This is a genomic window from Aporhodopirellula sallentina SM41 (assembly GCF_000346505.1).
GTDB classification, from domain to species: domain Bacteria; phylum Planctomycetota; class Planctomycetia; order Pirellulales; family Pirellulaceae; genus Rhodopirellula; species Rhodopirellula sallentina.
Genome location: NZ_ANOH01000290.1, coordinates 1 through 7,255, shown reverse-complemented (window position 1 = coordinate 7,255; position 7,255 = coordinate 1). Strand labels below are relative to the sequence as shown.

Annotated in this window: 7 protein-coding genes and 1 pseudogene; 4 read left to right on the top strand and 4 right to left on the bottom strand. The window is 60.0% G+C overall.

Features of this window, described 5'->3' with window-relative positions; all coding sequences use genetic code 11:
• Positions 1 to 249: 249 nt before the first annotated feature.
• The 4 genes from RSSM_RS19950 to rnpA all read left to right on the top strand — a co-directional run bounded on the left by RSSM_RS19950 (position 250) and on the right by rnpA (position 3,117).
• A complete protein-coding gene (locus tag RSSM_RS19950) occupies positions 250 to 1,269 on the top strand; it encodes an aspartate carbamoyltransferase catalytic subunit (protein WP_008682857.1) in 1,020 nt (339 codons plus the stop codon).
• Between the two features lie 87 nt (positions 1,270 to 1,356).
• The gene (locus tag RSSM_RS35505; RefSeq protein WP_008682856.1) at positions 1,357 to 1,923 is read left to right on the top strand and encodes an amidohydrolase family protein; all 567 of its coding nucleotides are present in this window, start codon (positions 1,357 to 1,359) and stop codon (positions 1,921 to 1,923) included.
• A 37-nt stretch (positions 1,924 to 1,960) separates the two neighbouring features.
• Positions 1,961 to 2,689, top strand: coding sequence for an amidohydrolase family protein (locus RSSM_RS35500; RefSeq protein ID WP_008682854.1), 729 nt, complete (start codon positions 1,961 to 1,963; stop codon positions 2,687 to 2,689).
• A 59-nt stretch (positions 2,690 to 2,748) separates the two neighbouring features.
• Positions 2,749 to 3,117, top strand: a complete 369-nt coding sequence (gene rnpA, locus RSSM_RS19940; protein WP_008682851.1) for a ribonuclease P protein component — start codon at positions 2,749 to 2,751, stop codon at positions 3,115 to 3,117.
• 64 nt (positions 3,118 to 3,181) lie between these two features.
• Here rnpA and gatB read toward each other — a convergent pair whose 3' ends face one another.
• From gatB to RSSM_RS34175, 4 genes and pseudogenes are all read right to left on the bottom strand, one after another.
• The gene (gene gatB / locus RSSM_RS19935; RefSeq protein WP_008682849.1) at positions 3,182 to 4,675 is read right to left on the bottom strand and encodes an Asp-tRNA(Asn)/Glu-tRNA(Gln) amidotransferase subunit GatB; all 1,494 of its coding nucleotides are present in this window, start codon (positions 4,673 to 4,675) and stop codon (positions 3,182 to 3,184) included.
• Positions 4,676 to 4,891: 216 nt separating this feature from the next.
• Positions 4,892 to 5,200 carry a hypothetical protein gene (locus RSSM_RS19925; RefSeq protein WP_008682844.1) on the bottom strand — a complete coding sequence of 103 codons (309 nt, stop codon included), beginning with the start codon at positions 5,198 to 5,200 and terminating at the stop codon, positions 4,892 to 4,894.
• On the bottom strand, positions 5,193 to 6,944 hold the full coding sequence (locus tag RSSM_RS19920; RefSeq protein ID WP_044303103.1) for a serine/threonine-protein kinase: 1,752 nt from the start codon (positions 6,942 to 6,944) through the stop codon (positions 5,193 to 5,195). The genes RSSM_RS19925 and RSSM_RS19920 overlap by 8 nt, the downstream gene beginning before the upstream one ends.
• Before the next feature lie 85 nt (positions 6,945 to 7,029).
• Positions 7,030 to 7,255, bottom strand: a pseudogene (locus tag RSSM_RS34175) (hypothetical protein); the annotation flags it as partial.

Here is a 7,255-nt window from a genome sequence, read left to right as displayed (position 1 = left end):
ATCTAGGAGCGAAGCGACGAAGCTCCGGCAATAGCATGGGGCGGTTGAGTGATGAACTGCGGATTTGCGTTGGGGCCGGCCTACGGTGCTATGGGGTTTGTGTGCGTGTGATCGAATCGGAAAGGTCGCGTCAGCGGGCTTGGGTGGAGATTTCGGCGGTTCGAGGCTTGTGTGTGTCGCTCCTTCGCGTAAAAAGTTTGCGTTCTGCCCGCTCGTCGAGATTCCCTCGAGATCCTACAATCTGGCCTTATGGACACGATGACCGAAGCCCCTCCGCTGACCTTTCCGGCCATTTGGCGTCACCAGAACCTGTTGGATCTCGAACGACTGCGGTCGGACGAGTTGCAAGCGATCCTGGCGACGGCTCAAACGTTGAAGAATTTGACCGACGGTTGTCGGCGCAAACTCTCTCTCCTGTCGGGAAAAACGTGTGCGAATCTGTTTTTTGAAAACAGCACGCGGACCCGAAACAGTTTCTCGCTCGCCGCCAAACGACTCGGCGCCGACACGGTCGAATTCAGCAGCTCGGGCAGCAGCGTCGCCAAAGGCGAAACGTTCGTTGACACGGCGAAGACGATCGAAGCCATGGGGGTCGATTGGGTCGTGACGCGGCACCACACGCCGGGCACCCCGCACTTGCTCGCCCGCGAACTCAAGTGCAGCGTGCTCAACGCCGGCGACGGCCCGCACGAGCACCCGACGCAGGGTCTGCTCGACATCCTCACGATTTTGCAAAACCGAGGCCCATCGGACTGGACGGATCCCGGCGTCAACGCCAGCGAGTTGCTCTCGGGAATGACCATCGCGATGGTTGGCGACATCGCACACAGCCGCACCGCACGGAGCAACATCTGGGGGCTGAAAGCTCTCGGTGCTCACGTCATCATTTGCGGACCGCCGACTCTCGTGAGCCATCGCTGGGAGGAAATCGGATTCGAAGTCGCCCACCGACTCGACGACATCGTGCAACGCTGCGACGTGCTCAACCTGCTGCGGATTCAATTCGAACGCCAGTACACTCGCCCGTTTCCGAGCGTCCGTGAATACGCGGCGTTGTACGCGATGAACGGCGACCGGATGCGACGTGCCAAAGAAGACATCCTGATCATGGCGCCCGGGCCGATTAACCGCGGGGTCGAGATCACGCCGGAGGTCGCCGATGGACCGCACTCGGTGATCCTCGAACAGGTCACCAATGGAATCGCCGTCCGCATGGCGGCGTTGTGGTTGCTCGCCGGCGCCCACGACCGGGCGTCGAAGTCGAACTAGTCACGCGTCCCGGCTCGACCGAACCTTCCAAACTGATCGCAGTCCCCACCGCCAGCCACTCACACCGCTCGCCATCCGCAGATCGCTATGACCATTGCCACCCCATCGCCCAATCAACCGATCGTCATCGACGGCGGACGCGTGATCGACCCGGCTCATGGGGTCGACAAAGTGGCTCGGTTGCTGATCGTGAACGGCCACATTTCAGCGATCGACCCTAGCGATGAAGACGTCCCGCACGACGCTCACTGGATCGACGCTCGCGATCGGATAGTGGCCCCGGGGTTGGTTGATCTCGGTGCGGAACTCCGACAGCCCGGCCGCGAGGAAGACGAAACGATTCAAACGGGCAGCGACGCGGCCCTCGCCGGCGGCTACACCTCAGTGCTCTGCTGCAGTAACACCAACCCGGTGATCGACTCCGCCGCCGCAGTCGAACTGGTCACGCAAATCGCACAACGCGTCGGCGGTGTCCGGGTCTATCCGATCGCTTGTCTGAGCAAAGCCCGCGAGGCCGAACAAATGGCCGAACTCGCGATTCTCGCTGAAGCTGGTGCGATCGGGTTCAGCGATTCGCCGCGGCCGATGCCCAACGACGCGTTGCTCAAACGGGCTCTCGATTACTGCCGCATGTTCGACCTGCCGATTTTTTGATCGACCGGAAGTTCCGGGGCTCGCCGAAGGCGGCGTGATGCACGACGGTCAAGTTTCACTGGTGCTCGGTTTAAAAGGATTGCCGACCGAGGCCGAAGATCTCGCTGTGGCTCGCGACGTTCGTGTGGCCGAAGCAACGAAGGGGCGATTGCACATCGGACCGGTCAGCACGATGGGGGCGATCGACATGATCGGCCGAGTCAAAAACCGCGGGATCGCGATCACAGCATCGGTGTGCCCACACAACCTTCACGGCAGCGACGCGTTGTTGCGATCGTTTGACTCGCGGTTCAAAGTCCACCCACCGATGCGAAGCCCCGCGCACGTCGAAACGTTGCAACACGCCGTCGCGGACGGAACGATCGACGCGATTCAATCCGGGCACATGCCGCGGGCCGGCGAGAAAAAGGGCAACGACCTGGACGAGTCCCCGTTCGGTGCCGCTGCTCTCGAGACGACTTTCTCGGCCGTGGTCACGGACATGGTCCGCACCAACATCTTGTCCTGGTCGCGAGCGATCGAATGCTTGTCGACCAACCCGGCCAAGATCGCAAAACTGCCTGCGGGGACCCTCGGCATCGGTGCCCCGGCGGATGTGACGATCATCAACCCGGAATCGCAGTGGACGGTTCACGCGAGCGAGTTCCTGTCGCGATGCCAAAGCACACCGATGGAAAACCGCGAGCTGTACGGCCGCGTGACCCATACGATTGTCGGCGGCCGGTTGTTATTCGTCTGCGTGGAAGAGTCCTCTATCGTTGCTTAAAGCCTCTTTGCCGCCACCCGTCGGCTAATCACTCTCTGAGGTTTTCCGAAACGTTCGTCATGTCCGGCAACGAGTTCCCCAAATCGATCCGAGTCGTCAAAGGCGACGACTTTACCCGCGTTCTACGCCGTGGTGGTTGCGCCGCCGACGGAACGCTGGTTGTCTTCGCGCTGCCACGAACCGATGAAGCCGACGGTCCGACGCGGCTGGGCGTCACGATTCCGAAGAAAACGGGAAAGGCCGTGACGCGGAACCAATGGAAACGTCTGATCCGCGAATCGTTCCGAACGCAGCGCGATACGATTCCCAATGGCTACGACCTGGTTGTCCGCCCAAAAAAGGACGCTGAACTGGGATGGAAAGAGATCCGCCGAGGCTTGCCCCGATTGGCGAAGAAAGCGATCCAGCGAATCAAACAAGAACCGTAGTGGACGAGGCGACGAGTCCTTTCCCGCGCAAGGGACTCGTCGCCTCGTCCACTACCAAATGGGGTTACATTTCCGCGATCAAATCCAACAGCGTTTGCCGAACGACTTTGGGGTTCGCGTTGGGGTTTTTGCCGCGTGCTTTTCCGATCAGGGCACCGACCGCCTGTTGCTTGCCACCTTTCACGTCAGCGACAACTTGCGGGTTTTCGGCCAATAGCTCGCGGCATAGATCGACCAAGTCATCTTCATCGACCGCTTCGATGCCCAACGCCGCCAGCGCCGCGTCGACACTGTCATCGTGCTCGAGCAGATACTCGAACACGTCGCGGGCACGTGAGTTATCGAGCTTCCCATCAGCGATCTGCTTGACCAAATCGCCTAGCCGTTCTGCGGGGATCGGGAACGACTTCGCGTCGAGTTCGCGTTCCTTCATCGTACGCATCACGTCCTGCATCATCCACGACGAAGTCTTCCGAGCATCGCCGCTACGCGTTGCCGCCGTCTCGAAATACTCGATCACCTCTGGCCCCTGGTTCACGATCACGTCCGCGTCATACGTCTTGATCCCGAACTGATCTTGCAAACGCGTCCGCGTCGCCGCGGGAAGTTCGCCGAGCGTCTGTCCGATCTCTTCGACCCACTCGCGAGGCAACCGCACGGGTAACAAATCCGGGTCGGGGAAATACCGATAGTCCGCCGACTCCTCTTTCTCACGTTGGGCGAACGTTCGCTCGTTGACATCGTCCCAACCGAATGTGCGTTTGGGGGCGTCGTTGATCGTCAAACCGTCGTCTTCCCACGCGATCAATTGACGCTCGGCTTCGTAATCGAGTGCACGCCCAACGTTTCGAAAGCTGTTGAGGTTCTTGATTTCGACGATCGGCGTTGCGACTTTCTTGCCGTCGACGTCGATGTGCAAGTTCACGTTCGCGTCGACCCGCAGACTGCCTTGCTGCATCTCGCAATCAGATACGCCGAGGTGAGTGAGCAACAACTTCAGTTCGTTCAAATACGCTTTCGCTTCATCCGCTGAACGCAAATCCGGTTGACTGACGATCTCCAACAATGGCGTGCCGCAGCGGTTCAGGTCGATCTTCGATTCGGCAACCCCGGACGACTCATCGTGCATGCTCTTCCCGGCATCTTCCTCGAGGTGGGCACGAATGATCCCGATCCGTCTAACTTCGTCCGGATTTTCCGGGTCGGTGATTTCGACGAATCCATCGGCACAAATCGGCAGATCGAACTGGCTGATCTGATACCCCTTGGGCAAGTCGGGATAGAAGTACTGTTTCCGGTCCCATTTCGTCAGTGGCGGGATATCACAGTTAAGGGCCAACCCCGTCCGCACGGACAGTTTGATGGCCTCGCGGTTCATCACCGGCAACGCCCCCGGCATGCCCAAACAAACCGGACACACCTGACTGTTGGCGGGCATCCCGAACTGCGTCGTGCAGCCGCAGAACAATTTTGTTTGTGTCTTCAATTGCACGTGAACTTCCAACCCGATGATCACGGTAACGGGATGCTGGTTCGCGGCGAGTCGTTGAGTCGGCATGGCAATAGGAATGCGTGAAGACGATTTGGGTGCGTGAATGCGATCTTGATACGTGAAGACGATTGTCCCCGATTCGCCCGAGCGTCTCGTTCGCGGCAGTCGCGACGTCGCGTGGCCAATTTCAACCGGCCAGTCGAGCCGCTCGATTCAGCGGGCCGGTTCGGCCGTTCGGTTTGACAAACGAATCGGATCGGGTGCACAAAATAACCGATTCGGCTATATCGCGGCATCCCCGAGACTCCACCGCACCACCAGAAACATGCCGTAAAAAAGAGCGACCGTGTAGACGGTCACCGCAACGGACCAAAAACATTTCCCGGCCAACGAAAAACGGTCATTTCGCCACAACAGCGGCAACCCGAAAGCTCCCGTCACGACGAACAGCACCGTCAATACCGCCCATGGACTTCGCTCCACCCCGCCGCCCTCGACGCCGGGCAATTGTCCTGCCTGTTCGGCACGCAAATACTCAGGCAGTACCGATCCCGGTGCGATCACGAACCCGCGGGTTTTCGCATCACTCACCGCCGCTCTCCCGCGATTTGCCGATCGATCCGCCGAACGACGCACCGCCGGAGGAGGTTTCCGCGAGTCGATCCTGAGCGGTTTTCACCAACGGAGCCACCGCCGCGTTGGACGCATACAACTCCACGATCGAATACCAAATTTTCTTTGCCGCGATCGTGCGTCCTTGCAGGTACAACTGATCGGCCTCTTCAATTTTTGCCGAGATGATCCGTGCCGCTTCGCTCTGATCCGAATCGCTCGCCGAAATCCGTGCGATCTTGTTCCGGGCCAAATTCACCAACGGCCGGTACTCACCGAACTTGTCATTGTCCTCGTCGCCCGCGCCATCTGCGTCACCGCTTTGATTGCCGCCGGATTCCTCGCCGAGCAACGTGATCAGGCTTTGGTACTTGTCGACCGCGGTCGCATTGTCACCGAACTTTTCGAACCGCATCGCCTCGGCACACAGTCGTTCGGCCTCGTTCTTGAGCGGTAAATTGCGATTCAGTTTGACCGTCAACGCATGTTCCGCCTCTAGCATCTCGACACGGTCGATTTGCTCGGCCGCCCACGCGGCGTGTTCACCGTCAGGATACTGATGCACAATCCGTTCGAGATAACTGATTCGCGCCTGCGACATTGACGAACGAGTCCCTTCGTTGAGCAGCTTTTCCGCTCGCTCACGCATCGTGTCTTCGTTCAGCGGCCATGCCACCCACACCAACATCGCGAGCAGCAACCCCAGCACAGGCAGCAACACCCACGCCTTGTCGTGCCACGGTGTTGCGTCGATCACACGTTCGGGACGTTCCGGTTGAGCGTGCTTGCCGAGCAACACTCGGGCCTCTTCCCGGTCGGCTTGATTGGTCACCGCGAGCGGGCTGAACCCGGACGATGCATGTTCGGCCACGCCACTTCGCGACATCGAACGCCGGCGGACTTCGGCGAGTTGCAGCTTGACGGCTTCCGCCGAAACCGGCCGCCCCGTCGGATCCTTCGACAACAGTTGCATCACCAACCGGTCCATCCACACCGGTGTATCGAGCACCGTGGAGGCGACCGAGGTCGGCGTTTGATACTCGAGGTTCGCGGTCGTTTCTTGAATCGTCGATCCACTGATCGGCGGCGTCCCAGTGAGGGCTTCGTAAAGCATCGCACCGAGCATGTACAAATCGCTGCGCGGCGTCACCGCATCGTGCATCCCGGGAGCTTCGGGAGGTCGACGTTTGAGTTGCTCGGGCGAAGGCGGACGTTGGAAGTGATACGGCCCGTCACGAAACGGAGCACTGCCGTCTTCGCCGCGAACATCGATGATCACCGGGCTGAGTCCCGCAATGACAATTTTGTCCGCCGCCAAACGTCCGTGCACGATGCCCCGCGTGTGCAGATAGTTCAACGCGTCGGTCACCGGTTCGGCGAGATCGAGAACACTCTCCCACGGCAACCGCCCACGCCGAGCGATCTCGTCGGCCAACGTCGGACCTTCGATCAACTCGTGCGCCAGGTACGCTTCACTCTCTTCGAATCCGCCGCCGTAGCATTTGCAGATCGCGGGATGGTCGAGCTTCTTCAGCCGCGCCCACTCCTCGGCGAACTGGGTCCGCGACTCCAACGTCCCGCCAAAGGCGACGTGAAAGACACGCACCGCGACGCTCTTGCGGAGCGAAACGTGCACCGCCCTCCACACACGCGCATCCTTGCTCGTCGGGTTGGAACCCAACGGCGTTTCAATGGCGAGCGGTCCGAGTCGGCTGCGTGGCAACGGGCTGTCTTACGTTTTGAGAGGATCCGGGGCGTCGTAGAGAATCCGCGAGGACGGCAAAATTTTTGACGCGGCCCACACGCCCCTACAAATTATGATTTTGCACAACATACACCACGGGGTAAGGCATGAATCGCTGAGATTCCTCCAAACGTGGGGCAGACTCCCCCGTCATATCTCCCCCACTCGGTGTGATCGTGATCCACGTTCGGTCTTTGGACAGGATCTGATTGCGAAGAACGCGAGCGAATCCCGGCTCGATTCCGGCTTCGCGGGTCCCCATCAGCTCGTCGCCGATCTCACGCAGCAGC

Excerpts from the sequence above, each read along its gene's own strand:
- RSSM_RS19950 (WP_008682857.1), top strand. The coding sequence starts at position 250 with ATGGACACGATGACCGAAGCCCCTCCGCTGACCTTTCCGGCCATTTGG.
- RSSM_RS35505 (WP_008682856.1), top strand. The coding sequence starts at position 1,357 with ATGACCATTGCCACCCCATCGCCCAATCAACCGATCGTCATCGACGGC.
- RSSM_RS35500 (WP_008682854.1), top strand. The coding sequence starts at position 1,961 with ATGCACGACGGTCAAGTTTCACTGGTGCTCGGTTTAAAAGGATTGCCG.
- rnpA (WP_008682851.1), top strand. The coding sequence starts at position 2,749 with ATGTCCGGCAACGAGTTCCCCAAATCGATCCGAGTCGTCAAAGGCGAC.
- gatB (WP_008682849.1), bottom strand. The coding sequence starts at position 4,675 with ATGCCGACTCAACGACTCGCCGCGAACCAGCATCCCGTTACCGTGATC.